We start from the raw sequence: 26,103 nt of genomic DNA on the forward strand, positions 1-26,103 counted from the left end.
CATCTACCTCCTGTGATCTATGCCTCTGCTCTGCCCCTACCCTTGGTGGGGGTTTTGTCTGATTACCTCTTCTCAGATAAATTCAATAGGGCAGAGGATTAAGCATTTTGATCTCACCCGCTTGCTTAGCGAATCACCGATGAGGCACCTATGGGCGCGACATTGCAACAGATTGCCAAATATTTAGATAACAAAGGTTGGACTTACGATCTTGATGAAGCAGACTACCGTATCGTTACAGGCGTTGAGGCAGATAATGTAGAAAACTTCGTCATTGTGGTTCAGCTAGACGAGGAGGGCAAATTCTTTAAGCTGTTTGCCCCTCAAGTCCTTTCGGACATCCAAAATCACCCCTACAAAAATGCCATCCTGCAAACCATGTTGTGCATCTCTTGGGAAACTAAGATGCTGCAATGGGAATACGATCCGTCTGATGGTGAAATTCGAGCCATCATTGAATTCCCTCTCGAAGATTCTCTATTGACAGAACGCCAATTTAACCGCTGTTTAGCAGGCTTAGTGCAAATCGTAGATGAAGTGGCGATGCCACGATTGCAAGCTGTGATGGAGACTGGGCAAGACCCAGGCTACGAAGAAGAAGGAGAGAGACTACTGTTGGCGCTGCAAGAACAAGCACCGGGACTTTTGGAGCTGTTAGAGCGAGCAATGGAGGCCCGGAAGCGACGCGGCACGTTTCCTTCTGAGTAAATAATAAATAAGGCGGAGGCGATCGCTAGTTTATTCTTGCTGATGTAATTCTCGTCTAATGCCCTAGATTAACTAGATAAGCAGAGAATTATTGGCATGGAAAGACGGCTATACTCCAAAGTAGTATCTTTTCTTGTTGCGAGTTGCCAAGGCCCGGACTATGACATCGTATGCAACCTCCACGACCAGAGCCGAGATGAGCGAACTCCGGCGTTTAAAAGCCTTGCTACCCCCTGAACTGCAAAGTTGGGTCATGGTGGAGGGAGCCACAACTGTTAACCCTCCCCTGATTACGGCTGAAGAGATTGGCAAGGATCAAGTTGAAATTCAGATTGACTTAATTCGCTGGGAGCAACTAGCGATCGATCAGCGTAACTTACTATTTTGGCACGAAGTCGCTCGCATCCAGAACGATACAATCCCCAAAGATGGTTGGGAAATGGCAGCTTTAGCCATTGGTCTGGGTGGCGCTGTAGGAGAACTTTGGGTCCAAGATGGGTTGCTGTTGCTGCTAGCCCTAGGATTGTGTGGGGTTTCGGGCTACCGCTTGTTCCAGAAGAACAATAACGAGCGTACAGTCCGAGAAGCGATCGATGCCGATGAGAAGGCGATCGCCCTAGCCACTCGATTTGGTTACAGCTTACCCAATGCTTACAAGAGTTTAGGTAGTGCCCTCAAAGCTTTAATTGATCAAACTCCCAAGAAGCGGCAACGCGGCAAGTACGAAGCTCGGTTGGAAGCTTTGAAGCGCAGTGCAGCGAAAGCTAAAGCCAAAGCCAAGGGTAGCCGTCCGGAACTGTAACAAATTCATCATTACGCCCCGTTGCCGAGACTTTTTGGCTGACTTAAACGGAGTTGGGGAAACACTCAGCTCCGTTTTAACTCATACCAACTCCCTAACTCTGCCTCACAGATTCTTGTAGGGGCAAACGGCGTTCGCCCTTACAGTTGGCCCAACATTTTATGAGTTTGGGGGACAACCCGAACTTGTTTTAAATAGCGCTTCATCAGAGTTTGCCAGGTCAGAACTTGATCGGGAGTGGGTGGCGAAAAATCATGACCCAGGGAGTGAGCAGCATCTAGGGGAGTTACAGGTTGAAGAAAGACTGGAATCGCTGGATCCACCGCAGCTACTAATTCAGCCGTCTGCTCTAAATCTTCTAGTTTGGTGGCTTGGGAGGCGATCGCCTTGACAAACACTTCTACTGAGGCATCATGACAGCGTTGGAGAAACTCGGCATGAGCTTGCCACAGAGTCTCACCACTGACGCTAGGTAGCTTTACATCCATGCCCACCGCATCTAGATACGGCAAAATCATTGCCAACTGCTCAGGGCGATGCCCACCACTTTCGAGGTAAATGGGCAGTCCTGTTTGCTGACGCACTTGAGGTAAAAATTCGGCTAGAAATGCTGCGTGCAGCAAAGGTTCGCCTCCTGTCAGGCTAATACTGTCGTGTAGCCCTGGCTGATTTTGCTGCTGCACCCACTCCAATAAAGTGGGTAAAGTCACTGGATTAGGATGCGTCTCAAAATCTCGTAGTCCAGGCGATCGCTCAATTTGACAAGTAGCAGGGGCCGTCCAGGTATGAGCGCTATCACAGAAGTGGCAACGTAAATCGCAGAAGGCAAACCGAATAAAAAGTTGGCGCGTGCCTACATTTAGTCCTTCGCCTTGGATAGCTGAAAAGACTTCAACCAAGCGAGCTGTGGCGGTGTCAGCGGTCATCTCAACAATTGCCGTTAGCAGGGAAAACCCATTGTAGACGACCAAACAGCGCAAAATTCGGGGTGTCTCTAGGTTCAGTGGCCCTACTCAGAAAAACAGCCACTTTTAGAGGAAAGGTTTATCGGATCTTTAAAAGAACAAAATCCTACAAAAAGATTCGCTGAAGCATAACCATTAAAGTTTCTTAAGTATGTGATCTATCGCTAAGTTGCTAGTGAGGACGCAGCAACATTCTAGAGTCCTATGCAATATAGGCAAACTCTGAAGGTGTGCGTTGGACTCGCAGCTCCGTAGAACGATCTAAGTTTAGCGACTATGCGAATTCTAATTTATTCCTATAATTACCATCCAGAGCCAATCGGGATTGCCCCCTTAATGACCGAATTGGCAGAAGGATTGGTGCAACGAGGCCACGAAGTTCGCGTCGTCACTGGCATGCCCAACTACCCCCAACGTCGCATTTACGACGAATATCAAGGGAAGTGGTATGTCACTGAAGAAAAAAACGGAGTTACAATCCAACGCAGTTTTGTTTGGGTGAAGCCAAAGCCTGGTTTACTCGATCGCATTCTCCTAGATGGCAGCTTTGTCTTGACCAGCTTCCTGCAAGCCATGCGCGGTTGGCGGCCTGATGTCATCTTGCTCACGGTTCCACCTTTACCCGTCAGTGTTCCTGCTGCGCTACTCGGCTGGATACGACGCTGCCCAGTGGTACTGAATCTACAAGATATTTTGCCGGATGCAGCGGTGCATGTCGGGCTGTTGGAGAGTAAGACCATGATTCGCGTCTTCTCAGCCTTAGAAAAATTTGCTTATCGCACTGCCACCAAAATCAGCGTGATTACGGAGGGGTTCGTGGATAACCTCACCGCGAAGGGAGTTGATCCAGACAAGATGGTCTGCATTCCCAACTGGGTGGATGTCAACTTCATCCGACCCCTGCCCAAAGAAAACAATGCCTTTCGAGTCGCCCATAAACTCGAAAACAAGTTTGTCGTCCTCTACTCTGGCAATATCGCGCTGACCCAAGGGCTAGAAACAGTCGTTGAAGCCGCTACCCGCCTGCGCCACATTCCCGAAATCGCTGTAGTGATTGTAGGTGAGGAAAAAGCGCTGCAAGGCTTGCGAAACTACTGCCAATCTCGAGGGGCAGATAATGTACTGCTCTTGCCATTTGCACCACGAGAGAAATTGCCGGAAATGCTCGCCGCCTCTGACATTGGCTTGATTGTGCAAAAGAGCAATGTGATCTCTTTCAATATGCCATCCAAAACCCAGGTGCTATTGGCGAGTGGTCGCCCCATTATTGCCTCCGTTCCTGACACTGGAACGGCTGCTAGAGCAGTCCAGCAAAGCGGGGGGGGTGTTGTAGTTGAGCCAGAAAGTCCTGAAGCACTGGCCGCCGCCATCTTGGAACTGCACGCCAATCCTGCTAAAGCCCAACTGCTAGGCCAGAAAGGTAGACAGTTTGCGGTTGAGCGCTATGCCTTTGACCAAGCACTTAACCAGTATGAGGCTCTGTTTAAGACTGTGGCAGCAAACGCTTCTAATAAGCGCCCTGTTTTACCAGAACTTGTGACTGAAAAATCTTTGGTTGATCTCTAAGTCTTCTGGGAGAGAAACTTCACACTGAAAACCAGTGCTAGCCCAGGTATCGTGGTATCTGGGCATTTTTGTACGGTTTACAAACCCCTAACTTTACGTGCTGCTACAAATAATTCAGCTAAAATGGGAGGCAGATTGAATAAATCTTTCCTCAAAAATTTTGCAGGTCAAACCATCTTCTAGTTTGGGCAATCGTCCTTCTAATCACTCTCCAAATGCTTCTGGCCCTCTCCCTCCTGGCATTGACTATCAGCCAGGTATAGTAGAACGCGAACGGGTGTTGAGTTGGCTAGCAGAAAATGTGCCTGACGCGCGGCTCAAGCATATTTTGAGAGTGGAGCAAACTGCTGTAGAGCTAGCTCAGCATCATGGTTTAGATGTAGAGAAAGCGGCCCAGGCAGGCTTGATGCATGATCTAGCAAAGTATTTCAAGCCCCAACGTCTCCTAGAAATGGCTGAAGCTGAGGGTTTGGAGATAGACCCTGTAGAGGCGGCCCATCCTCACTTACTTCATGCACCCGCAAGTGCCATTGTAGCTAGAGATGAGTTTGGGATTGAAGACGAAGAAGTCTTGCAAGCTATCTGTGACCACACATTAGGTAGACCTGGAATGGGTTTATTGAGTTGTGTTGTCTTTTTAGCAGATAGTTTAGAGCCAGGACGAGGAGAGAATCCTGAATTAGAGGCCTTGCGACAAAGCAGTTTGCAGGATTTACACCAAGCAGTTTACTTAACTTGTGACTATTCTTTGAAGTATTTTCTCAATACCCATCGGCTAATTCATCCTCGAACTGTTCTCACGCGCAATTGGTTCTTGAAACGATCGCATCCCACGAATTCTGTTATTACACAAGGAATTGAGAACTAAATAATGACCGATTTCAAAGTACGTTCTTACCCAGCGGTTGCTACTTCATCTCAACCGGCTGATGTGGCGAAGCAAGATACTAGTAAGCAATTGGCTTTGATGGTTGCTGAAGCTGCCGACGATCGCAAGGGAGCTGACATTGTCATCCTCAAAGTCTCTGAGGTTTCCTACTTAGCAGATTATTTTGTCCTAGTCACAGGTTTCTCCAGCGTCCAAGTGCGGGCGATCGCACGCTCCATTGAGGACAAGGTAGAGGAAGAATCCCAACGCTTCCCACTCCGCACAGAAGGCCAAGGCGATGGCACCTGGATGGTACAAGACTACGGCGATGTTATTGCCCACATCTTTATGCCAGAGCAGCGAGAATTTTATAATCTTGAAGCGTTTTGGGGCCATGCGGAAAAAATTGAGTTTTCCACGTTGGCAAAGGATTAGGTAAATTAAAGGGACTAGATGGCTCTCGGGTAGCCTCTGCACTTGCTAGTGTTGCCTATGGATATTTCTACCCCTATTTGTCCCGTTCCTTTTGAGCAGCAACCGCTCAACGAATACCAAGACTTGAAGGAGTCTTGGTTTTTCCGTTGGGCTACGTTACCTCTGCAAACTTACTTCACCACAATGCTCTGGATTTGGGTTTGCAGTTGGGTTGTGGTTGGGCCAGTGGCAACCTACAGCTTTTCCTGGGTGAAGCATCCAGTGCAGTTTGCGCTCAGCGGTGCAGCAGGGGCCAGCTTGATGGTGGCGCTGCCTTTACTCCGCCTATATTTGGGCTGGAGTTATATTCGCGATCGCCTCCTCAACGAAACTGTTTTCTACGAAGAGTCTGGTTGGTATGACGGTCAATATTGGCCCAAGCCGCCGGAAGTGCTGACGCGCGATCGCTTAATTGTCAGTTACGAAATTCAACCGATTTTACGGCGTTTACAGCGCAGCTTCGGAGGTCTCATCGCGCTTTTCTGTTGTGGTGGCATTGTTTGGCAATACCTCTAAGCCCCAAATTTAAGCCCCAGAACATTAGCCGACAAAATTAGTCCCACAAAAATTAACCAAAATATTGCAAGTGTTATAGCTCTGTAAGCTAGGCTTGCCTTGGGAACTGGAGTATGTCACAGTCTTAGCCATGACTAGGGGAAAACGAACTCAAGCCGCTGAGCTAGAAGTTAGATTACTGCGTGAAGGTTTGGTCGAGTCCAGCCATCACGTCCAAGCTGTCGCCTGTGATGACCGAGGGCGGGTGTTGTCAGTTGCAGGCAATGCAGAAACTGCTACCTTTGTGCGTTCTGCACTCAAGCCGTTTCAGGCGCTATCTATAACCACAACGGGCACATTAGAGCGCTACAACCTGACCGATCGAGATTTAGCGATTATTTGTAGCTCGCACAAGGGCACGATTGAGCAAGTGCGGCAGGCTTTTAATATCCTGTGGCGGAGCGACATTGATCCATCGGCGCTGCAATGCCCAACTCCTGAAGGCAAGCGCAGCCCATTGGAGTACAACTGCTCTGGCAAACATGCTGGGATGCTAGCAGTCTGTCAACAACGCAACTGGCCGCTGTCTAATTATTTACAACGCAATCATCCAGTTCAGAAGTTGATTTTGGCTAAGGTTGCCGAGCTGCTCCGTATGCCAGCCGAGGAATTTATAGGTGCACGCGATGACTGTGGTGCTCCTACTTATTTCTTGCAGTTGGGACAAATGGCGACCCTCTATGCCCAGCTTGCCTCTGGCAGCAGTTTAGATATGGAGCGAATTGTCCGAGCCATGACCCATCACCCAAATATGGTGGCGGGAGAGGGCGAGTTTGACACCGAGGTCATGCGTCTGACTCAAGGCGAGTTGGTCAGCAAATCGGGTGCTGAAGGCGTGCAGTGCATTGGTCGAGTGGGTGAAGGCTTAGGGCTAGCCATTAAGGTGGTGGATGGAGCTAAGCGAGCTAAATACGCAGCAGCAATTCACATTCTGAAGCAGCTGGGTTGGGTGACACCGGCGATCGCAGAGACTCTAACCGAGAGCTTTATTACCCTGAGTTCATTCAAGCGTTTAGACGTTTTGGGTGAATTATCCCTAATTTAGAAATTGGGGGTTGCAATCTCAGAAGCTTTTGGTTATATTAATAAAGCCGACGCGGGGTAGAGCAGTCTGGTAGCTCGTCGGGCTCATAACCCGAAGGTCCATGGTTCAAATCCATGCCCCGCCACCAAATAAAAATAAAGCTCTGTAGTTAATCGCTACAGGGCTTTATTTTTGTCTTGAATTTGTTAGCCACCCGACTACACCCTCTAGAAGCAGAGTCCTACCCGTAAAATAGAGGTATCAAGGGCAATGTGAAGGTGGGCAAGTAACACTTTTGGTCAGGCGTGGAATTTTTCGCCGCAGAAGTGATACTAGTCAGGCTAGAACTGCTAACAGAAACTTTTTATCAATTGCTGGTAATTCTATGACTGTCCTGTGGCGGCGACCTGTTTTAGTCGGGGGAGTAGGGCTTACCTTTGGGCTGTGGTTTCTAGAGAGTATGGCGCACTCGTTGGCAGAGGTCAGCGGTTTAGTCACCCTAGGAGCGATCGCAGCAGGGACAGGTCTTTGGTTTCTTCAGAAACCTAACGCTCAAATTGCTCCCATTTCTGCTCCAGCATCTCCTGTGAGCCGTCTACAGGTTGAGCAAAGCCTCAGGGAAGTTGAAGACAGAATTCAGCGGTTACAAGCTGAAGTAGCCACCTTAGACAAGGTGCGCCCGGAAACCATTGCCCGGATTCCAACCCTAAAAGCGCAGCTTCAAGCTTTAACTCCGGAACTAGAGCGGCAGGCACTTCGAGTTGCCGTGGTGGGGGGACAAGCGGTGGGCAAAACTTCTTTGGTTCACGTCCTGCAAGCACAAGGGTTATCTTTATCGTCATCTGTTTCTTGGCAAGATCTACCCGCTCTGCTCGCAGCAGAAACTTCCACCCTCGATGCCGATACGATCGCTGAGGCGCAAACCGCAGATGCAGTTATTTTTGTGGTGGTAGGAGACTTGACTGCGTCAGAGTTGCAGGTGGTGCAACAACTGGCTACAGCTAATCAGCACTTACTCCTAGTTCTGAATAAGCAAGATCAGTATTTACCCACTGAGCGATCGCTGGTGCTCAAGCAACTGCAATCGCGCACTCAAGATTATTTAAGTAGTGCTGATGTAGTCGCGATCGCGGCAGTTCCCAGCCCCTTGAAAGTGCGCCAACACCAAGCCGATGGGTCAGTGCAGGAATGGATGGAGCAGCCCCAACCCGATATTAATTTACTCTCCGAGCGGTTGCAGCAGTTGTTAACTCAGGAGAGTCAGAAATTGGTTTGGGCAACCACTTGGCGCAGCGCGATCGCTTTGAAGGCTGAGGTGCAAGCAGTTCTGAATCAGGTTCGCCGCGATCGGGCCTTGCCGCTGATTGAGCAATATCAATGGATCGCCGCAGCCACGGCTTTTGCTAGCCCAGTGCCCGCTCTAGATCTCTTAGCCACCAGCGCCATTAATGCTCAGCTAGTTCTAGACCTGAGTACCATTTATCAGCAAAAATTTTCCTTACAACAGGCGCAGACCATTGCTAAGACAATGGCTAGTTTGCTGCTGAAATTAGGTTTAGTCGAGCTATCTACCCAGGCGATCGGTACCGTGCTCAAGAGCCATGCCATTACCTATGTGGCAGGTGGGGCTGTGCAAGGTGCTAGCGCTGCTTATTTAACCCGCTTAGCTGGATTGAGTTTGAGTGAATATTTTGAGGAACAAAGTGCCTCGATTCGCTCAGAGGCGGAAAATCCCCTCAGTCTCGATCGCCTGACTCAAGTTCTCAAAACCGTATTCCAGCAAAACCAGCAAGTGAGTCTTTTCCAAGCTCTAGTGAAGCAGGTGACAGAGCGCTTTACTCCCAATCCCTCTCCTCAGCCACAACCTCAATTGCAATTAGTCGCTGCCACAGAGCCAGCCTTACCATTGGCATCTATCCCGTTGCCAAACCTACAGCTAGCTAGCCACGAATTGGAGCTGGTAGAGGAGAATAGATCTGCGGTCAGTCTTTCCAGTACGAGCCTTGAGTCAACCTCCCTCCTCTCAACCTAACGCCCCTAATAGCGCTCAGTCTGCTTCCAGTTCCGCTCGTTCTACTCCACAAGAATCACATTTCAGTCGAGCTAGAGCCAGCCTACGGGAAATCTTGGCGCGGCATACCCACCGTTTGCGGCAATTTAAGCTGCCTAACAATTTAGAGTTGCAAGCGGCTTTGCAAACAGAGCTGGAGAGCTTAGCTGCCACCATGAATAAGCTGGACCAGGGAGTGATCCGGATTGCCACCTTTGGGTTGGTGAGTCGCGGGAAGTCAGCTGTATTGAATGCTCTTTTAGGGCAAAAAGTTTTGCAAACGGGACCGCTGAATGGAGTCACGCAATGGCCCCGCTCGGTGCGTTGGGTGCCGAACGCAGACAGCAAAGTGCAAGTTGAGTTAATCGATACCCCTGGCTTGGATGAGGTGCAAGGACAGGCTCGGGCCAAAATGGCTCGCGATGTGGCTCGACAAGCAGATCTAATTTTGTTTGTGGTCTCTGGCGATATTACCCGGACTGAGTATCAAGCGTTGTGCGAACTGCGGGATGCTCAAAAACCGCTGCTTTTGGTGTTCAACAAAATTGATCTGTATCCAGATCGCGATCGCCAAGCGATTTATAAAAACCTACAGCAACTAGGAGCCAACACCAGAGATAGCCGACGCCTCCAGCAATTGCTCTCGACTGAGGAGATTGTGATGGTGGCTGCCGAGCCTGCCCCGTTGCAAGTGCGGGTAGAGTGGCCCGATGGTCGTGTCACTTATGAGTGGGAATCGCCACCCCCCCAGATTGAGCCGTTGCAAGACAAGCTGCTGACGTTGTTGAACCGGGAAGGGCGATCGCTCCTAGCATTGAATGCTCTGCGGCAAGCGCGGGAAGCCGAAACCAAAATTGCCCAAACGACCATTGAGCTATGCAGTCCGGAAGCGGAGGCATTGATCTGGAAGTTCACTCGCTATAAAGCAATGGCGATCGCCTTAAATCCAATTGCGTTTTTGGATTTAGCGGGAGGTGTGGTGGCGGATTTAGCGCTAATTCGGGAGTTGGCGCGGCTCTATGGCTTACCGATGACTCGCTATGAAGCTGGGAAGCTTTGGAAAACTATTTTGCTTAGTTCTGGCAGTTTGCTGCTGAGTGAGTTGGGCAGTGGCGTTTTGTTGGGTTTAGGTAAGAGTACTGTGGCGATCGCTTCGGGTGAGAACCCAGCCAACTTTTCTGGCTATGCTGGGGTAGCTGTGGTGCAAGCAGCGGCGGCTGGGTATGGAGCCTACGCGATCGGACGGGCAGCTCAGGTGTATTTGGAGCAAGGTTGTACTTGGGGACCACAAGGGCCAAATACAGCGATTCAAGATATTTTGAGCCAAATTGAGCCAAACACGATTGTTTATCGCCTGCGGCAGGAAATTGGGGAGTTTTTGGGGTAGCTAATGAAGCTAAGTTGCCGAGCCTTGGGGGCACTCGCCCCCAAACCCCCGCTGAGGGACGGTTGCGTCCCCCAGGCCCCCTCCAAACGAAGCTGTGCGTAGGAGTTTCGAGTCTTGGGTTGTGGTGGCTGTTGACTTTAGCTGTTAAGCTTCCAACTCCTGACTTCTAGCTGCTTTCTTTACTCCTTCCTTCCTCATCCCTCCTCCTTCATCCCCGTAAGTGCTTGCTGAGCCGCTTTGGTGAGCTGGACGATCGCGCCTAGGTCCGGGGTAGGAACGGAGTCACTCATGCTTAGCCATAAAAGGTATTCGATGTTTCCGGCTGGGCCTTGTAGGGGGGACCAAGTTAAGCCTTGGTAGTGCCAACCAAGGGCTTGGGCAGTTTGGATGACTTGGGCGATCGCTTCTGCTTGGTCTTTGGGGTCGCGGACTACGCCATTCTTGCCAACGCGCGATCGCCCCACTTCAAATTGTGGCTTCACAAGCAAAATTGCTTCTCGCGGTTCTTTCAGCAATTGCCACAGGGCGGGTAATACTTTCGTTAAGGAGATAAAGGAGACATCGGCAACTCCTAGATCGGCATCAGGCTGACCTTGCTCGTACAGCTCTTCTGGCTTTAAGTGCCTGAGATTGGTGCGCTCTCGGAGGACCACACGGGGGTCTTGGCGCAAGGTCCAGGCTACTTGCCCATAGCCAACATCAATGCCGTAGACTTTCTGCGCTCCTGACTGCAACAGACAATCGGTAAAGCCGCCTGTAGAAATGCCGCCATCTAAGCAGACACGACCAGTGATTTCAATGGGAAAGGCTTCTAGGGCTTTGGCTAGTTTTTCGCCGCCTCTAGACACGTAGGGCGATCGCTGCTTCACGGCAATCTGAGCCGTAGAGTCAATCTCGGTACCCGGTTTATCCACGACCTGCTGGTTCACTTTGACTTCTCCTGCCCGAATCAAGCGCTGGGCCTGCTGTCGAGAGTCACAGAGTTTTAGGTCTACAAGTAAGGTATCGAGTCGTTGCTTAGCCAAGGAACTGCACTAAAAAATTAAAATGAAGGAACACCTATAAAATAAAGCTTTTGAGGCCATCTCATCTTCCACCATGCCACCCGAAGGTTCTTCGCAGACGACCGTGAATCCTCCACCTCGCATTTTAGAGTCTCGAACTCAATATCAGCCTTGCCACATCCGCGTACCCGACTTAGACGCTCGCGTTGCTGCAATTCGTGTGAATGGTAAGTTCTACAGCCTACTTAAGCTAGTGAAAGAGCGACAGCAAGCTCTGGAGATCGCCAACCGCCTGGCCAACAAAGGTGAAGAAGCCGTAATAACGGCGACCATCAAAGGGGATGCAATTTGGGTCTTAGAGCGAGAGGCGTATCTAGATCTTCCGGCTCAGACTGATTTAGCACCCACGGCACAGGCAACGGGCATCAAAACAAGCTCAGCAACAGCTAAAGTTCTAGAATCTCGCAACAAATATCGTCCCTGCCATATCCGAGTCCCGGATTTGGAGCACCGATTGTCAGCCATTGCAGTCGAGGGACAGTATTACAGCTTCTTCAAAGTTGTTAAAGACCGAGCCCAAGCACTTGAGGTTGCTGCTAGGCTGAGCCGTCGTGGTGATCAAACTGTTATTACTAGCAGCGTCAAGGGAGATGTGGTTTGGGTATTAGAACCGGATGCTGAGTTAGACTTCCGGCACCTTTAATCCTGGCAACAAATGCCAAAACTTAAAAACTAGTAAGGGCAAAACTAATAGGGGTAAGCTCAGCAACAACCTTTGCCCACTCGCAAATCTTGCTCCCAAACCTACCCCTATCTAGCTCAAACCTGAATGCCAAGACTCACCCCAAAACCTAGGGGTTAATCGAGCAATTAAACGTCCTGTTCACTGAGTTCGCGAGTCATGTAGTCAAAGGGTTGATCCACAAAGGCAGGATCAGCAATACCAGCGGCGGTTGCTTGCTCTTTGACAATGTCCTTCATTAATTGGATGCCACGTACTGTGGGGCCGATGGGAACTCCTAGAGAGTTGTAGGTTTCCCTTAGACCTTCCAAAACTCGCTCATCCAAAACGTCCATATCTCCTGCGACCAGAGCATAGCTGGCATAGCGCAGGTAGTAGTCCATATCCCGCAAGCAGGCTGCATAGCGACGAGTGGTATAAGCATTACCACCAGGACGAATCAATTCTGGAAGTTCGTCAAACAGGCGCGAGCCTGCTTGCTTGACGATGGTGGCAGCATTCGCATTAATGACTGCTGCGGCCTGAACTCTAGCTGTGCCACTGCCAAAGTAGGATTTCAGTGAGTCAAGGGCATCCCGATCAAGATATCGGCCCGTAATGTCGTAGTTTCTAATCAGGCTTGTCACTGCGTCCCGCATGAAATGACTCTCCTAAGTGGTTCCTATACGTGTTTGCTATTTTTGACCCGCGTCAACCTGTCAATAGTCAGTCATTCTAGCTACTAAACGCTGACGTTTTAATAGGTTGAAGATGGCCCATGCAATTGCTACAGCTTACTGCACAAAATGACTCTGTACTCCTAGCGCAGCGCTGACTTCAACCGTGAGTCGGGCTGGTGCATTAGGATTTAGGGTTAAGTTTACCACGGCAAGATCAGCGTAATTGGCGCTGAATTCGAGCTGAATGGCTTCTAATCTGTTAAGTTTTATGTGCCTTATTTTCTACTATTCTCAACATTTAGAAATAGTAGGAATTAGTAAGGTTAAAGATTTAAGAGAAAACTTTGTCTTTAGAACGCTGACCGAATGTTGACTGCTGACTTCGACGGTTCGCTTGACGCGACACTTCACGATTTACCCGCCGTGATGCTTCGCGATCGCCCAAAGAACAAGCAGGATACTGAGTTTGTCCGGAGAAGCTCAGCCAATTGCGGCTCAGGGCTGGAGCTGGCAAAACGTGCAATTCTTCTGGGTAGCGAGGCATAGGGTCACTCACCAGAAAAATGGGCGGCACCATCATCGGGTCGTAACTGGCAATCACGTCCACCATACCTGGCTGATGCTTCAGCTCAACCTTCTGGCCTGGCCGATATTTCAGGGCCTCTTGTTGGTCAAAATCAGTTTCAAAAATCATAGTGATTAGAAATACAGAACTGTAGCTTCTGATACTATTTTAAGGGCCAACTCAGCCTAAAAATGAAAAACTGTCAATTCCGCTACAATTTTTCATTTTTCAAGAGAAGGCTGAAGGAGGACAACGATCAAGATTAATTTCGTCCGTATTTTGGTAAGCTTCAAGAGAGTTTGGTAGCAAAGGATACAAACTATCCCCAACCCTATTTTTAGGATGATTCAGGTATAACCAACCCTGCCGATGAGTGTGTGCTAAAAGACGCCGCAAACATTGCAAAATGCAAAGTGCCTCTAGAAATAACGAGTCGCAGGAATCATCAAGTAAAAGTTGTGACTGATCACCCATCAACCGCTAGTGACTTTGGGATTGGCTGACTGCTCATGTCTCGGCTCTACCTTTGTCACACCGTTGAGGCAGTGCAGTTCTGAATCAGGTTGTGCTCCATCTATATCACCTGGCTGACCTCCATCGCTCGCAGACCTCTCCCTTCCTAGATTTGCCCAGACATTAAGGAGTAATTCATGGCGACTGCACAAGACATCTTGAATCTGATCAAAGAAAAACAGATCAAGATGATTGATCTTAAATTCATTGACATGCCCGGAACCTGGCAGCACCTCACGGTCTATCATGACCAAATCGATGAGAGCAGCTTCACCGACGGGGTGCCCTTCGACGGTTCCAGCATCCGGGGCTGGAAAGCCATCAATGAATCAGACATGTCAATGGTGCTCGATCCAAACACCGCTTGGATTGATCCGTTCATGGCTGAGCCTACTCTCAGCATTATTTGCAGCATTCAAGAGCCTAGAACGGGTGAGCCTTACAGCCGTTGTCCCCGCACCATTGCTCAAAAAGCAGTCGATTACCTCACCTCCACGGGCCTTGGTGACACCGCTTACTTAGGTCCTGAAGCAGAATTTTTCGTCTTTGAAGATGTCCGGTTTGACCAAACCGAGAACGAAGGCTACTACCATGTGGATTCGGTAGAAGGTCGCTGGAACTCTGGTCGCAAAGAAGAAGGCGGCAACTTGGGCTACAAGCCTCGCTACAAAGAAGGCTATTTCCCCGTTGCGCCCACCGACACGCTGCAAGACATCCGGACCGAAATGCTGTTGGTGATGGCTGAGTGCGGCGTGCCCATCGAGAAGCATCACCATGAAGTTGCTACGGGCGGTCAGTGCGAACTGGGCTTCCGCTTCGACACTTTGGTTCGCGCCGCAGACCACTTGATGACCTACAAATATGTGATCAAGAACGTCGCCAAGCGTCACGGTAAAACCGTTACTTTCATGCCTAAGCCTTTGTTTAACGACAACGGTTCTGGTATGCACACTCACCAATCCATTTGGAAAGGTGGTCAGCCTCTATTCTGGGGTGATGGCTACGCCAACCTGAGCCAGATGGCTCTCCACTACATTGGTGGCATCCTCAAGCATGCTCCTGCTCTGTTGGCTCTCACCAACCCCACCACTAACTCCTACAAGCGTTTGGTGCCTGGATTTGAAGCGCCTGTAAACTTGGCTTACTCCCAAGGTAACCGCTCTGCTTCTATCCGGATTCCGCTGTCTGGCACTAACCCCAAAGCGAAGCGCTTGGAGTTCCGTTGCCCTGATGCGACTTCTAACCCCTACCTCGCTTTCGCAGCCATGCTCTGTGCGGGTATCGATGGAATTAAGAATCAAATCGATCCGGGTGAGCCTTTGGATGTGGATATCTACGACCTCAGCCCTGAAGAGCTGTCGAAGATTCCTTCCACCCCTGGCTCTCTGCTCGATGCCCTAAAGGCTCTGGAAGAAGACCATGAGTTCTTGACTGTGGGTGGTGTCTTCACCGAAGACTTTATCAATACCTGGATTGAGTACAAGCTCGACAACGAAGTCAACCCCATGCGGTTACGGCCTCACCCCTACGAGTTTGCGCTCTACTACGATGTCTAATCTCCTGAATGCCCTGAACATCTAGTTTTTTAGCTACCGCCCAGGGTAGTTTGTAAGCCACTCTACGGGGTGGCTTTTTTATGGCTCGCATAGCGCATCAATTTTCTAGGCTAAGCCAGGAATGACTACGCTAGGATGAGAGAGTTGCTTTACAAAACCACATAAAAAGTATGACTGTTGCTTATCCTCGCAAGCTGCTCAACACGCTGGGCGCACGCGAGATTTTGAGCCAAGTAGTGCGCGATCGCGAGCTACATTTAGTCACTCTCAACCGCTACCGCTATAGTGAGCAGCGCAGTTGCAAAGACTTAACCGATTTAATCGAACAGTTGGATGGGCAGCCTCCGGAGCTAATCCGCGATCTCTCTCGGCATATTTCTGATGAAGCTCGGCACGCTATGTGGCTGACGGATCTGCTGGTGGATTTGGGTGCCAATGTCGGCTTGCCACCTGGTTCTTCTTATATTCAAGAGTTTGAGCGCTTACTCGATAGCGAGGCTGTGGATCTAGGACGCGATCGCGATGAATTCTTGATTTCAGTTCTGGCAGCCATTAATGTCACTGAAAAGCGCGGTTGCGAGTATTTTTCAGCTCACATTCATGCTTTGAAAAAAGCTCCGCAAACTGAGGAAAATACTAAAATTCGGGAAACCATTGAGCGGATTTTGCCTGAGGAAGCGGGGCATGTACGCTGGGGCAACCGCTGGCTGGCAGAACTGGCTCGCAAGAGTCCAGAACATGCCCAGAAGGTAGATTTAGCCAAGCGCAAATATGCCGCTGTTGAGCAAGCTGCCTTTGAATCAGGCATGGACATTACGCTGGGGGCTGAAATTCGTCGGGTGGAGAAACTGATGGCGATCGCGGAGACCATGCCATTGTGGCAACGCCCTCAATACCTGATGGAGCGGTTGCCCCAAACCCTACTGGCACCCGATCTACAACAAACCCGGATTGACGTGGTGCAGCGGGCTTGGAAGCGTGACCCTCAAGCTTTCTTACAAAAATTTGTCCCCATGTTTATCAGTGGCATCAGCAAACCAAGCACCAGCAAGCCGGAAAACGCTAAAGCCACTGCCTAGCGGTTTGGCGATCGCCTAAACGCACACAAGGCATTGCACATTATGAAATGCTGCCTGTAGGGGCAATCCCTTATGGTTGCCCTGATGGGTGACAGGGTGGGCACAAGACCTACCCTTACCTGAATTATTCCGTGATTGAAAAATCCCTCACAAGCTACAGTTGGGGTAGCGACAACCGACGAGACGTGAGGTAGATTGGTACTTGCGTCACGCCGATCTACTCTACTGAGCAGGAACTCCTATGACTAACTATCAACCCGATGCGGAAGCTGTCTCAACCCAGAGTTTATCTAGCAATCAGCTGGTTAACGAGCTAATCGAGAATTCTACCCAGAACAATCACGCAGATGTGATTGAAACAGTGATTTCTAGCCTGGATCAAGACCAAAGCGCAATGGTCAATCATACCGAGAGCGGCCATCTGTGGAAATTTAAGTATGGTAGCGTCGAAGTTTTTGTCCAACTCACGGGCAACACGGACGACGACACATTTACCACTTGGGCGCAGATTTTGAAGCTGCCTGTGCAAAATGAAGCCCAGCTTTTACGCAAATTGTTGGAGATGAACTGGAGCGACACCTTTGAAGCTCGTTTTGCTCTGATTGATGAGCAAGTTGTCGTTGTGGCCACCCGCACCGTTGCAGAGTTATCTCCGGGTGAAATCTCCCGCGCCATTACTGTGGTCGCCTCTATTGCCGATGACAACGACGACGCCCTCCAAGCTGAGTTTAGTGCCGCTTGAGTCTGCAACTCCGTGGCGCTTCATTCCCCCATTCCAAGCGCCAGGGCGACTGCAAATGGCCTTGGATGCTTGGCTGTTTCATCAGCATTGTTTAGGACTTCACCCACCCACCTTACGGTTTTACACTTGGGCTCCAGCGGCGATTTCCTTGGGCTTTCATCAGCGGCAGTGGCCTACTGAGTGGCAAGAAATTACTTGGCAGGAAAGGCCATTAGAGTTGGTGCAACGACCAACTGGCGGTCGCGCTGTGCTGCATCAAGGCGACTTAACCTATGCCGTGATTACTTCCGGTTTTCCAGGCAACCGCACGCAAGCGTACCAAGCCATTTGCGAGTTTTTGATTCAGGGTTGGCGATCGCTTGGCGTTGAGTTGCAATACGGCGAGGCGGGCCGAGGCTATATTCACAATCCCAACTGCTTTGGCACAGCCACTAGCGCAGATTTAATTCTGCCGAACGGCGAAAAACTGATTGGTAGTGCCCAGCTACGCCGAGGGTCTGCAATTCTACAGCATGGTTCTATGCGCTTAGAACCCGATGCTACGCTCTTTGCCCAAGTATTTGGACCTGATAACCTGCATTTGCCAAAGTTGCCTTTATCTTTACAGGGAACAGCTTTGACTCAAACGCTCATAGAAGCCTTAGTCACAGCATTGCAACGCTGCTTTGGAGTGCAACTCGTGCCGCAACCGCTCTCAGAATCTGAATGGCAAGCCGTCATGACCCAAGCAGAGCTAATCAAATCACCCGCTGGCTCTGGGCCAGTAGCGGTTAGTTAGTTTCTAGAGAAAATGATTCTGCGGTAGTTCTAGCGATCGCAGGCAACGGTAAACCCGGAGGGTAACTGCCTTCTTCCTTAATTCGTTTAATTGCCGCTTCAGAAACTTGGATATTCAGTTTATTGCCAACTGCCCGGACAATATCACCGCGATCGATCACGCCTGCAACAGTACCTGCTGGAGACAATACGGTGATCCGGTTGAGTTGTTGAGTCTCCATCTGATTAATCACTTCAATCAATGCAGTAGATTCTTGGACCGCAGGAATTGCGGTCAGTGGATGCAGCACCGCTTGTAGAGCCTGGTTTTCCCATTGGCTCCGCTCCACTTGGCGTAAGTCATCAGCCGCCACCATTCCGCGATAGCGCCCCTCGGAGGCGGCAAAGTAAGTGGGGGGTCGGGCAACTTCTAGCAAATAGTCATCTGCAAACTGACGTAAGGTGAGATTGGCATCTACTACTCGAAATTCTCGGGTCATCGCATCTGCGGCTTTGATCTGCATTAAGGCTTCTTGCAAGTCAGTCATGCGATCGTAAGCGCTAGCATTCCGCAAGATAAACCAACCCAGAAAGGCTACCCACAATCCACTAATGAAATAGTCTGAGTCCAAAAAGACAACGAACATTCCGAGGATAATGGCAAACCAGCCCAAAGTTTGGCCAGATCGTACTGCCCAACGCACACCTTGAAATCGGTTGCCTGTCGCCTTCCACACCGCCGCCTTAAAGATTTGGCCTCCATCCAGTGGCAACCCAGGAATCAAATTGAACAAGGCTAAAACTAAGTTGATGCGGGATAGATCAGCGGTGACGACTGCAACCACGCTCTGAGTTGGTAGAATATGCGCGATCGCTCGCAACAGCAGATATAAGCTGAGGCTGACCGCAGGCCCCGCAACGGCAACCTGAAATGCTTTGCCTGGAGTTTTAGATTCCTGATCGATGGAGGCAATCCCTCCAAACAAGAACAGCGTTATTGAGTTAACTTTGATTCCCTGCGACTGTGCTACCAGGCTATGACCCAATTCGTGTAGCAGTACCGAGGTAAACAATAATAGAGCGAGCATGAAACCCGCAGCCCAAGCAAAAGCTGGATTCCAGGATTGTTGTTTGAGGTAGTTCTCGCTGTTGAGGATCGAAAAGAACGCGAGAACATACAACCAATTGGGGTCGATAAAGAGGGGAATACCAAATACAGATCCGATTCGCCAGCCTGCCTGCATAGGAATTTCCTAAATTGAGGTTGATCAATGCGGCCAAAACCCAGCCCCATTGTTCTGCGCTGCCTTTCCTAAATGTGCAGCTAAGTCAGGCTCAGTCGATGTATGCGGTACTAATTTTGTGAAACAACCATCTAGCTAGAGCCCTCTCCCTACTAGCATAGACAATGGCTCACGGAAACATCAGGCTAGCGGTGCCGTAGATAATCAGCAGCTAGAAAATAGGCAAAAAAAGTAGTAGTGCTAGCCTGTCAAGAAACTTCGCAAGGCTGAGCGCTACTACCTGAACTAGATTGAGAGTTTCAAAAAGTGCGGAGTCTAGAGAACACCTGCGTTGGTGAGCCCCAGGATGACACCTGCACCTAAGATATGACCAAAACTCATGGTGGCGAGTAACTCAGGAACGCCAAAATTGCTAAAGAGAGCAGGCGTTTGGACAGGAAGTTTTGGACCTACACCCTTCTTTCTGATCGCAAAGCGACCGATCGCAACTGCAAATAAGCAGCAAGCAGTCATAATTAGCCCGATAGTGGGGCTCCAATCAGTGGAGCGAGCCGAGGCCACCTGTAGCGCTACCAAGGTCGGATAAAGCAAGATTTCGTCTCCTGCATTGATAAACTTATACAAACAAGAAGGATTATAAAAAGAGCCTTCTAAACAATTAGGATTTGTCTTAAGAGTTAACAGTCCACTAAACTTTTGCTACAAATCCGCAACAGTTTCGGCAACCGATCGCGATCGCAACCACCTCGATCAATCCTGAACCTTGGTTAAATATCTTACCGACAACCTACTTAACGAGTTTACAAGTCAGCATGCGGGTTAAAATTTGCGGCATTACCAAACCAGACCAAGGACAAGCGATCGCAGAACTAGGAGCTACGGCTTTAGGGTTTATCTGTGTTCCAGCTTCCCCTCGCTATGTTTCGGCTAACCAGATTCGTCAGGTAGTAGAACAGTTACCCCTTCATCCTCAAACAGGTCACTTAGTAGATCGGATCGGCGTGTTTGCCAACGCAACGCTAGCTGAGATTAGTCAAGTCGTCGCGATCGCTGGCTTGAACGCTGTTCAACTGCATGGCGCAGAAACCCCAGAATTCTGTGCTCAGGTACGTGAGACATTACCAGACACAGAAGTGATTAAAGCGCTCAGAATCAAAACGGCAGCAGCACTCCAGGAAGCCGCCGATTACTATAGTCACGTTCATACCCTTCTATTGGATGCCTATCACCCTGGGCTCCTAGGAGGCACAGGTGTCACCCTGGACTGGCAAAGCTTGCAAAAATTTGCGCCCGCTTGTCCTTGGTTTTTAGCTGGTGGCTTAAACCCAGACAATATTACTCAGGCACTCGCTCAGCTACAACCCGACGGTATCGACCTCTCAAGTGGAGTTGAGCGATCGCCCGGTGACAAAGATCTAGCTCAGGTGGCTCACCTCTTTCACCAACTTCAACAAACACAGAAAATAGGGGTCAGTTAGACTCACCCCTACCTTTTTTATTTTGCTCCCCTTCCCTGCTAAGGAAGGGGCTGGGGGTTAGGTCACCCAGAATGGTGCTTTAGAAGAAAGAAGGACGATGACGAATCAGGTTGAGAAACTCTTCACGAGTTTTCTGGTCATCCTGAAACACACCGACCATCGCGCTGGTGACTGTCCAAGAGCCTGGCTTCTGAACACCCCGCATCACCATACACATATGAGTCGCTTCTATGACAACAGCCACACCTTTGGGATCCAAAATCTGTTGTACCGCTTCAGCGATCTGACGAGTTAGGCGCTCTTGCACTTGTAAGCGACGGCCATACATCTCAACGATCCGAGCTAATTTGCTCAGACCTACCACCTTTTGGTTGGGGATGTAAGCAACATGCGCTTTGCCCATAAACGGTAACATGTGATGTTCGCAGAGACTGAAAACATCAATGTCTCGCACCAAGACCATTTCGTTGTGGCCTTCATCAAAAATGGCACCATTCACCAGTTGCTCTAAAGACTGGGTATAGCCACTCGTAAGAAAGCGCATAGCATCTGCCACTCGCTTGGGAGTTTTCAGCAATCCCTCTCGCTCCGGATCTTCTCCCACCCCTAGCAAAAGAGTCCGGACGGCATCCGCCATCTCATCCTTGAGTTCGTTATCCGCAGGAGGAACTACTTTGGCCTCTTGACCATGAAGTGTATTGCGATCGGGCCGAACTTCAGGGGTTATGGAATCAGACACAGTAGGTACGTTAGAGCCGGTAGCACTGTTGGAAGAAGCAGTAGTCATAAGTTAGAGATTTTGTAGCTGCAAAGTGGGTGTTGCCGAATCAGGAGTGGGAAAAACTTAAAACACTCCTGCGTTGGGCATCAAGGTTAACTCTTCCATCACAGCCTGCTTGGGTAAAAGCACGGCTTGTAGAATTACTTGAGCCACAACTTCTGGTGTTAACATCGCCGAGCGGTCGAAGTCAGCCTGAACAGTCTCAGTATCCCAAAGTGGTGTGTTAACTGAGCCTGGACAAATAGCAGAAACACGAATACCGTTAGCTCGTTCTTCAGCCGCTAGGGCTTTGGAGAGGGCCATGAGGCCAAACTTACTGACGCAGTAAGCTCCCCAGTTGGGAAAAACTTGCTGTCCTCCAATGGACACCACATTAATGATGGTTCCCTGTTGGCGATCGCGCATGCTAGGCAAAATGCTTTGGATGCACTGAAACACACTTGTCAGGTTGAGATCTAGCACTTGTTGCCAGTCATTTAATGGAGTTTCCATTAGACTGCCGGTGTAGGCGATGCCAGCATTATTGATCAGGATGTCTAGTGGGCCAAAATCTGCTGCGATCGCACTCATGCGCTCTTTCACTTGGTCTACTTGAGACAAGTCCAGCGGATAAGTTTTCACTGTAACGCCTGCCTGTCTCGCCTCATCGGCGACCGCCGCCAACTTCGATTCAGAGCGGCTGACTAACGCCAAATGAATCCCAGCTTCGGCAAACGCTAAGGCCGTTGCTTTGCCAATTCCACTGCTCGCTCCTGTAATCAGAGCGTGCCGTTCTATTAGAGAAGCCATGAAATATCCTGATTCGCTCTCATCAATTCCAGCAATCTAAGCTATCGGAAACTTGAGATTCGCTGATGCAATTTTTAAGTAGTTAGTAAGCAAGTTAATCGTTGCCGCAGCACAACCACAGCTTTAAAACCAACCGAGGGGATTCCCTGTTTGAGACCATTTCACTCCCGTTGAATTTTGAGAATCTCTCTTGTCTTTAAGCAGTTAGTGGTTGCAGGTCGCGACCAGAACGAGCACTTCCATGGTGAAGCATTTAGAGGCCACCGAGGAAATGTAAAAAAATGTTACCTCGTGAATTATATCACTCAGAATCAAGGCCGCCTACTCATAGGCGATCTAAGCTCCCTAGCTAGGTAGTGGTTAGGGCAGATTTGTGCCTTAAATTCAGAATCAAGGTTGAGCTAATCAATCTGGAATCAACTATGCCGTGGCCTCTAAGAAAACACCAATATTACGGAATTTTTGATAACGCAGTTCTCGCCGTTGCTGATTCGTCATTTGGCTCAAATCTTCCAAATGCTGTAGGAGAGCCTGCTTTAAAGTTGCCGCCGCTTCCAAGGGGCTAGAGTGCGCGCCCCCAATGGGTTCTGGCAAGAGTTGGTCCAAAATGCCTAAGCTCTTCAAGTCCCAGGCCGTAATTTTTAGGGCTTCTGCGGCTTGAGGAGCTTTACTAGCATCCCGCCACAGGATTGAAGCACAAGCTTCAGGGCTAGCCACGTAATACACAGAATGCTCGAACATTAATAGGCGATCGCCGACGCCAATTCCCAGAGCACCACCAGATCCGCCTTCGCCAATCACGGTACAAATAATTGGCACGTCTAGCCGAAACATTTCCCGCAGGTTATAGGCGATCGCTTCCCCTTGCCCAAACCGCTCGGCATCCAACCCAGCCCAAGCTCCAGGTGTATTAATGAAGGTTAAAATTGGCATGCCAAAGCGATCGGCATGCTCCATCAATCGCATGGCTTTGCGATAGCCACCGGGTGCTGCCTGACCAAAGTTGCGAGCCACGTTGTCCTTAGTATCTCGCCCCTTCTGATGCCCCAAAATCACCACAGGCCGACCCGCGAACCGAGCTACACCTCCGACCAAAGCAGGGTCATCGGTGCCTCCGCGATCGCCATGCAACTCCATCCACTCGTCACTAATCGCTTGAATGTAATCGAGGGTGCTAGGCCGACGAGGGTGACGTGCTACTTGAAGCCTTTGGGCAGGAGACAAACTGCTGAAAATTTCTTGGCGAAGTTGCAAAGCTCGCGCCTCAAGCTGACGGATCTGATCAGACACATCGACGTCATTTTCTTCTGCAAGTTCACGAATCTGATGAATCCGGGCCTCTAGCTCTGCCAAGGGCTTTTCGAAATCTAAAAGAATAGGTCTGCGTTCAGTCGTTGCCATGCCAGCGCCACACTACTCCGAAGTAACAGTTACAGAAAGATCCTGAGGCTTCGCTACCCTGCCTCTCAAACCAGGCTACACCCTCTTGCACCCTTAATTAAATGTGGTTCGCACTTCCCAATCACCTTTAAATACAGTTCAGTAGCGAAATATCTACTACTTAGTGTCTTTGAATTTCCTGGCTCTAAAATTATTACTAGATTCCATTCTTGTGGATGCAAAAGGGTACTCGTAAACATCGACAAGGGAAACCAGCTACTTTACATGACTGGCATATCAGAATCACCTTACTGCGCAGCAACATTCACGGCAAGATCTTCAGTTTCAGCACCTTTATCATCAAACCAAGCTACTCCCTCCTGCACCATTGTCAAGCGCAATATATATTTTCCAGGAACGTCAGGAGCTTTAATTTTTGCATTCAAGAGAATGGATTCTTGAGGCGAAACCTCCAAAGGCAGCTCAGTTCGCTCTCCATCCCATACCGCTACTTTGCCATCCCGTTCAATCCAGTGGTAGGCAAAACGCACAGGCTTTAAGCCTCTAGCCGACCAAAGGAAGTTACTGGTATTTTTGACCCTAACGGGCAGCGTCATCACTGAACCCAGTTTCAGACTATTAGGAGGATTAAGCACTTCTATAGCTTGCGCAAAGATTTGAAAGGGGAGCTGAGCTGAATAAGAAGTAAAATTGCCCGCAAAACTCCGGTATTGAATTTTTCCATGGGGGGCAATTACAGATTTCACTTCTGTGTAATCTGTTGGAAGAATAACGCACAACTGCCCCTTAAAGTTTTTGGGTAACAATTTGGCAACCTGGTCTAAATTCTTACGAGGTTCATTCGCCATAGAACCGTCATAGCCAGGAGGCGTCCAGCCTGAATATCCATTAATCACAGGGACATTAGCTCGAATACCTGCTGCCATCGCAAACATCTGTTGCGACCAAAAACTAGGGTCTGCAGTCGTAGCTGAGACATAAGCAACATCACATCCTTTTTTCATCACCTCCTGCATTTCTAGTTCCACTTGGGTAAAAGGAGCCTTTTCATAGCTCATTAGGCTTAAAGTGATTTGCTCAGACAAGCCCAAAAGACAAACCACACCTGCTAGCAATACTCGCAATCTTCGAGATTGACTTGCTTTTTTAATGTACGAATCAAAGCAGACAATTACCGCAATCAATAGATAGAAGTAAAGAACAAGCGATATTCGAGTTACTGCTCGAATTGCAGAGCCTCCAGGCACAATTTCATAGATAGTTCGCCAAAGAGAGAAATTACCAATTTTGAGCGACAGAATAAAGAGAATAGCAACGACTACCAAGCAGGTCTTAATTAGCAGTTCCCTTTCGAAAGTCAGTACTTCTTTCTTTCGCCAAAGAACATAAAGTGAAAACCCTGTTAATAGGACAACTGCAAAACCTAAAAATAGATGATGCTCAACAGGCCAAGGCAGAAAATTCTCAGGCTGGGAAGATAATAAAGGCCACCATAAACTACCAGGAGCAGGACGTAGCCAAGAAGTAAACTTGGGCAATATATCTGCTACTTCTGAATAAGGTCTTCCCCCAATTAGCCTTTTCGTTTCTAGATAGGGGGCGAATAACCCAACAATCAAGATAGACCAAGCTAAAACTGCGGCAATAAAGACTTTGTAGTTTTTTCTAAGATACTCAAATAAGTTCTGTTTAATATTTTTATCTAGAAACCAGGCAACTGAAAAAACAAAAGTTAAACTAAATAATAGAAACCAACCTAAATAAACTGAAGCCAATAATTGAAAGTAAATAAATAATAGCGTTAAAATTAAACGTTTGTTGGTTGGTTGACGAATAAAATCCCAACAAAACCAGAAAGCAAGGGGTGTAAAAAATTGAGGTAGTAGCTGTTGGTGACCTAGCTGGGAAACTCTTGGCATACCAAAAGTAAATAAGAAAGCTCCAAAAGCTGACAACCAAGAGTTCACCTTATAATGCTGCATTAATAATGCAAAGCAAACGAAGCACAGTATTAAAACTACAATCATCCACCATTGAAATGCTAATACAGAGTCAAACAAGGCTCTGAATAACCAATAAATAGGTGCTGAACCAAACATATTCTCTGAAAAAGCAAGAGCATTTTTCAAGGGAAAAAAGAAAGGAGGAGACCATAATTCCCCAACGTAATCTTTGTTCACTAACAGCTGAAAAGAATGCTCCAACACATAGTTAACGAATCGAGTATCGCCTGGGTCAGGCTGCAAGCGTGAAAATCTGCTTATGAGTGTTGGATAAAAAGTTGTAAGAACACCAAAAACTATTCCTATGCCGTAAGGAAGGAAGGAAATCATCCTTCTATAGAACACTAGTAAATGATTCACAGTTTAAGGCCTACCTATTTAGAAGTACAGTA

General features: G+C 48.9%; 25 protein-coding genes and 1 tRNA gene. 16 read left to right on the forward strand and 10 right to left on the reverse strand.

Annotated elements, in window-relative coordinates:
* The first annotated feature begins 150 nt into the window (after positions 1–150).
* Together H6F90_RS27365 and H6F90_RS27370 are read left to right on the forward strand one after the other, a co-directional pair.
* Positions 151–708, forward strand: a complete 558-nt coding sequence (locus H6F90_RS27365; protein ID WP_190434592.1) for a hypothetical protein — start codon at positions 151–153, stop codon at positions 706–708.
* A gap of 196 nt (positions 709–904) precedes the next feature.
* Positions 905–1,510 (forward strand): DUF3318 domain-containing protein, encoded by a 606-nt coding sequence (locus tag H6F90_RS27370; RefSeq protein ID WP_370527488.1) that lies wholly within the window; start codon positions 905–907, stop codon positions 1,508–1,510.
* A 140-nt stretch (positions 1,511–1,650) separates the two neighbouring features.
* On the opposite strand, the gene H6F90_RS27375 is transcribed toward H6F90_RS27370, so the two are convergent.
* On the reverse strand, positions 1,651–2,436 hold the full coding sequence (locus H6F90_RS27375; protein WP_190555160.1) for a 7-carboxy-7-deazaguanine synthase QueE: 786 nt from the start codon (positions 2,434–2,436) through the stop codon (positions 1,651–1,653).
* A gap of 315 nt (positions 2,437–2,751) precedes the next feature.
* On the opposite strand from H6F90_RS27375, the gene H6F90_RS27380 reads away from it, so the two are divergent.
* The 8 genes from H6F90_RS27380 (at position 2,752) to H6F90_RS27415 (ending at position 10,399) form a co-directional block, all read left to right on the forward strand.
* Positions 2,752–4,041 carry a glycosyltransferase family 4 protein gene (locus H6F90_RS27380; protein ID WP_190555161.1) on the forward strand — a complete coding sequence of 430 codons (1,290 nt, stop codon included), beginning with the start codon at positions 2,752–2,754 and terminating at the stop codon, positions 4,039–4,041.
* 160 nt (positions 4,042–4,201) lie between these two features.
* Entirely contained in the window at positions 4,202–4,909 is a 708-nt protein-coding gene (gene yqeK, locus H6F90_RS27385) for a bis(5'-nucleosyl)-tetraphosphatase (symmetrical) YqeK (protein WP_370588110.1), read from the forward strand.
* Between the two features lie 3 nt (positions 4,910–4,912).
* On the forward strand, positions 4,913–5,344 hold the full coding sequence (rsfS, locus tag H6F90_RS27390) for a ribosome silencing factor (protein WP_190434608.1): 432 nt from the start codon (positions 4,913–4,915) through the stop codon (positions 5,342–5,344).
* A 57-nt stretch (positions 5,345–5,401) separates the two neighbouring features.
* Positions 5,402–5,899 (forward strand): CGLD27 family protein, encoded by a 498-nt coding sequence (locus H6F90_RS27395; protein ID WP_190555162.1) that lies wholly within the window; start codon positions 5,402–5,404, stop codon positions 5,897–5,899.
* A gap of 130 nt (positions 5,900–6,029) precedes the next feature.
* Positions 6,030–6,983, forward strand: a complete 954-nt coding sequence (locus tag H6F90_RS27400; RefSeq protein WP_190435073.1) for an asparaginase — start codon at positions 6,030–6,032, stop codon at positions 6,981–6,983.
* A gap of 50 nt (positions 6,984–7,033) precedes the next feature.
* Positions 7,034–7,110: transfer RNA gene (locus tag H6F90_RS27405), tRNA-Met, on the forward strand.
* Between the two features lie 237 nt (positions 7,111–7,347).
* Positions 7,348–8,994, forward strand: a complete 1,647-nt coding sequence (locus H6F90_RS27410) for a DUF697 domain-containing protein (protein ID WP_190555163.1) — start codon at positions 7,348–7,350, stop codon at positions 8,992–8,994.
* Positions 8,966–10,399, forward strand: a complete 1,434-nt coding sequence (locus H6F90_RS27415; RefSeq protein WP_190555164.1) for a GTP-binding protein — start codon at positions 8,966–8,968, stop codon at positions 10,397–10,399. The genes H6F90_RS27410 and H6F90_RS27415 overlap by 29 nt, the downstream gene beginning before the upstream one ends.
* Positions 10,400–10,593: 194 nt before the next feature.
* Here the strand turns inward: H6F90_RS27415 and H6F90_RS27420 are convergent, their stop codons facing one another.
* Positions 10,594–11,424, reverse strand: a complete 831-nt coding sequence (locus H6F90_RS27420; RefSeq protein WP_190555165.1) for a TlyA family RNA methyltransferase — start codon at positions 11,422–11,424, stop codon at positions 10,594–10,596.
* Positions 11,425–11,497: 73 nt separating this feature from the next.
* On the opposite strand from H6F90_RS27420, the gene H6F90_RS30280 reads away from it, so the two are divergent.
* Positions 11,498–12,106, forward strand: a complete 609-nt coding sequence (locus H6F90_RS30280) for a hypothetical protein (protein WP_199296218.1) — start codon at positions 11,498–11,500, stop codon at positions 12,104–12,106.
* A 167-nt stretch (positions 12,107–12,273) separates the two neighbouring features.
* Here the strand turns inward: H6F90_RS30280 and apcB are convergent, their stop codons facing one another.
* Both apcB and H6F90_RS30285 read right to left on the reverse strand, forming a co-directional pair.
* On the reverse strand, positions 12,274–12,783 hold the full coding sequence (gene apcB, locus H6F90_RS27430) for an allophycocyanin subunit beta (RefSeq protein ID WP_190434623.1): 510 nt from the start codon (positions 12,781–12,783) through the stop codon (positions 12,274–12,276).
* Between the two features lie 352 nt (positions 12,784–13,135).
* Positions 13,136–13,498 (reverse strand): hypothetical protein, encoded by a 363-nt coding sequence (locus tag H6F90_RS30285; protein WP_199296219.1) that lies wholly within the window; start codon positions 13,496–13,498, stop codon positions 13,136–13,138.
* Between the two features lie 521 nt (positions 13,499–14,019).
* Between H6F90_RS30285 and glnA the strand changes: the two genes are divergently transcribed.
* The 4 genes from glnA to H6F90_RS27455 all read left to right on the forward strand — a co-directional run bounded on the left by glnA (position 14,020) and on the right by H6F90_RS27455 (position 18,037).
* A complete protein-coding gene (gene glnA / locus H6F90_RS27440; protein WP_190434626.1) occupies positions 14,020–15,438 on the forward strand; it encodes a type I glutamate--ammonia ligase in 1,419 nt (472 codons plus the stop codon).
* 170 nt (positions 15,439–15,608) lie between these two features.
* Positions 15,609–16,517: a ferritin-like domain-containing protein gene (locus H6F90_RS27445; RefSeq protein WP_190555166.1), complete on the forward strand. Its 909-nt coding sequence runs from the start codon at positions 15,609–15,611 to the stop codon at positions 16,515–16,517.
* Between the two features lie 241 nt (positions 16,518–16,758).
* Positions 16,759–17,259, forward strand: coding sequence for a YbjN domain-containing protein (locus H6F90_RS27450; RefSeq protein ID WP_190555167.1), 501 nt, complete (start codon positions 16,759–16,761; stop codon positions 17,257–17,259).
* Positions 17,216–18,037: a biotin/lipoate A/B protein ligase family protein gene (locus H6F90_RS27455; RefSeq protein ID WP_190555168.1), complete on the forward strand. Its 822-nt coding sequence runs from the start codon at positions 17,216–17,218 to the stop codon at positions 18,035–18,037. Before H6F90_RS27450 ends, H6F90_RS27455 begins: the two co-directional genes overlap by 44 nt.
* Here H6F90_RS27455 and H6F90_RS27460 read toward each other — a convergent pair.
* Together H6F90_RS27460 and psaK are read right to left on the reverse strand one after the other, a co-directional pair.
* Positions 18,030–19,259, reverse strand: a complete 1,230-nt coding sequence (locus H6F90_RS27460; RefSeq protein ID WP_190555169.1) for a site-2 protease family protein — start codon at positions 19,257–19,259, stop codon at positions 18,030–18,032. The two genes, H6F90_RS27455 and H6F90_RS27460, sit on opposite strands and share 8 nt — an antisense overlap.
* 315 nt (positions 19,260–19,574) lie before the next feature.
* The gene (gene psaK / locus H6F90_RS27465; protein WP_190555170.1) at positions 19,575–19,850 is read right to left on the reverse strand and encodes a photosystem I reaction center subunit PsaK; all 276 of its coding nucleotides are present in this window, start codon (positions 19,848–19,850) and stop codon (positions 19,575–19,577) included.
* 221 nt (positions 19,851–20,071) lie between these two features.
* Between psaK and H6F90_RS27470 the strand changes: the two genes are divergently transcribed.
* Positions 20,072–20,737 (forward strand): phosphoribosylanthranilate isomerase, encoded by a 666-nt coding sequence (locus H6F90_RS27470; RefSeq protein ID WP_190555171.1) that lies wholly within the window; start codon positions 20,072–20,074, stop codon positions 20,735–20,737.
* 79 nt (positions 20,738–20,816) lie between these two features.
* Here H6F90_RS27470 and folE read toward each other — a convergent pair whose 3' ends face one another.
* From folE to H6F90_RS27490, 4 genes are all read right to left on the reverse strand, one after another.
* Positions 20,817–21,524 (reverse strand): GTP cyclohydrolase I FolE, encoded by a 708-nt coding sequence (gene folE / locus H6F90_RS27475; protein WP_190434647.1) that lies wholly within the window; start codon positions 21,522–21,524, stop codon positions 20,817–20,819.
* A gap of 57 nt (positions 21,525–21,581) precedes the next feature.
* Positions 21,582–22,307: an SDR family oxidoreductase gene (locus tag H6F90_RS27480; RefSeq protein WP_190555172.1), complete on the reverse strand. Its 726-nt coding sequence runs from the start codon at positions 22,305–22,307 to the stop codon at positions 21,582–21,584.
* A 420-nt stretch (positions 22,308–22,727) separates the two neighbouring features.
* Positions 22,728–23,708, reverse strand: a complete 981-nt coding sequence (gene accA / locus H6F90_RS27485; protein ID WP_190434653.1) for an acetyl-CoA carboxylase carboxyl transferase subunit alpha — start codon at positions 23,706–23,708, stop codon at positions 22,728–22,730.
* Between the two features lie 287 nt (positions 23,709–23,995).
* Positions 23,996–26,071, reverse strand: coding sequence for a hypothetical protein (locus tag H6F90_RS27490; protein ID WP_190555173.1), 2,076 nt, complete (start codon positions 26,069–26,071; stop codon positions 23,996–23,998).
* Between the last annotated feature and the right edge of the window lie 32 nt (positions 26,072–26,103).

The sequence above is a fragment of the Trichocoleus sp. FACHB-591 genome (assembly GCF_014695845.1).
Taxonomy (GTDB): domain Bacteria; phylum Cyanobacteriota; class Cyanobacteriia; order FACHB-46; family FACHB-46; genus Trichocoleus.